Source organism: Nocardia amamiensis (genome assembly GCF_015477605.1).
GTDB classification, from domain to species: domain Bacteria; phylum Actinomycetota; class Actinomycetes; order Mycobacteriales; family Mycobacteriaceae; genus Nocardia; species Nocardia amamiensis_A.
This window is the reverse complement of record NZ_JADLQX010000322.1, coordinates 1-256: the sequence shown is the minus strand read 5'-3', so window position 1 is coordinate 256 and position 256 is coordinate 1. Positions and strand designations below refer to the sequence as shown.

The window sequence follows — 256 nt, the reverse complement described above, 5'->3', positions numbered from 1 at the left end:
TGCACCACATCAGCGCGGACGGTTTCTCGCTGCGTCCGCTGCTGCGTGACGTGGTGCTCGCCTACACCGAGCGCGCCCGTGGCGAGGTCCCGTCCTGGGCCACGCTCCAAGTGCAATACGCGGACTACGCGCTGTGGCAGCGCGAGGTGCTCGGCGCCGAGGACGACGCGGACTCCGTCGCCGCACGCCAGATCGCCTACTGGACCGAGCAGCTGCGCGACCTGCCCGATCAGATCGAGCTGCCCGCCGACCGGCC

Annotated in this window: 1 protein-coding gene; it reads left to right on the top strand. The window is 71.1% G+C overall.

What is annotated here, in order from left to right; genetic code table 11:
* Nucleotides 1–256 (top strand): condensation domain-containing protein (locus tag IU459_RS37980; RefSeq protein ID WP_195134359.1); only part of this gene is annotated, 256 nt, incomplete at both ends.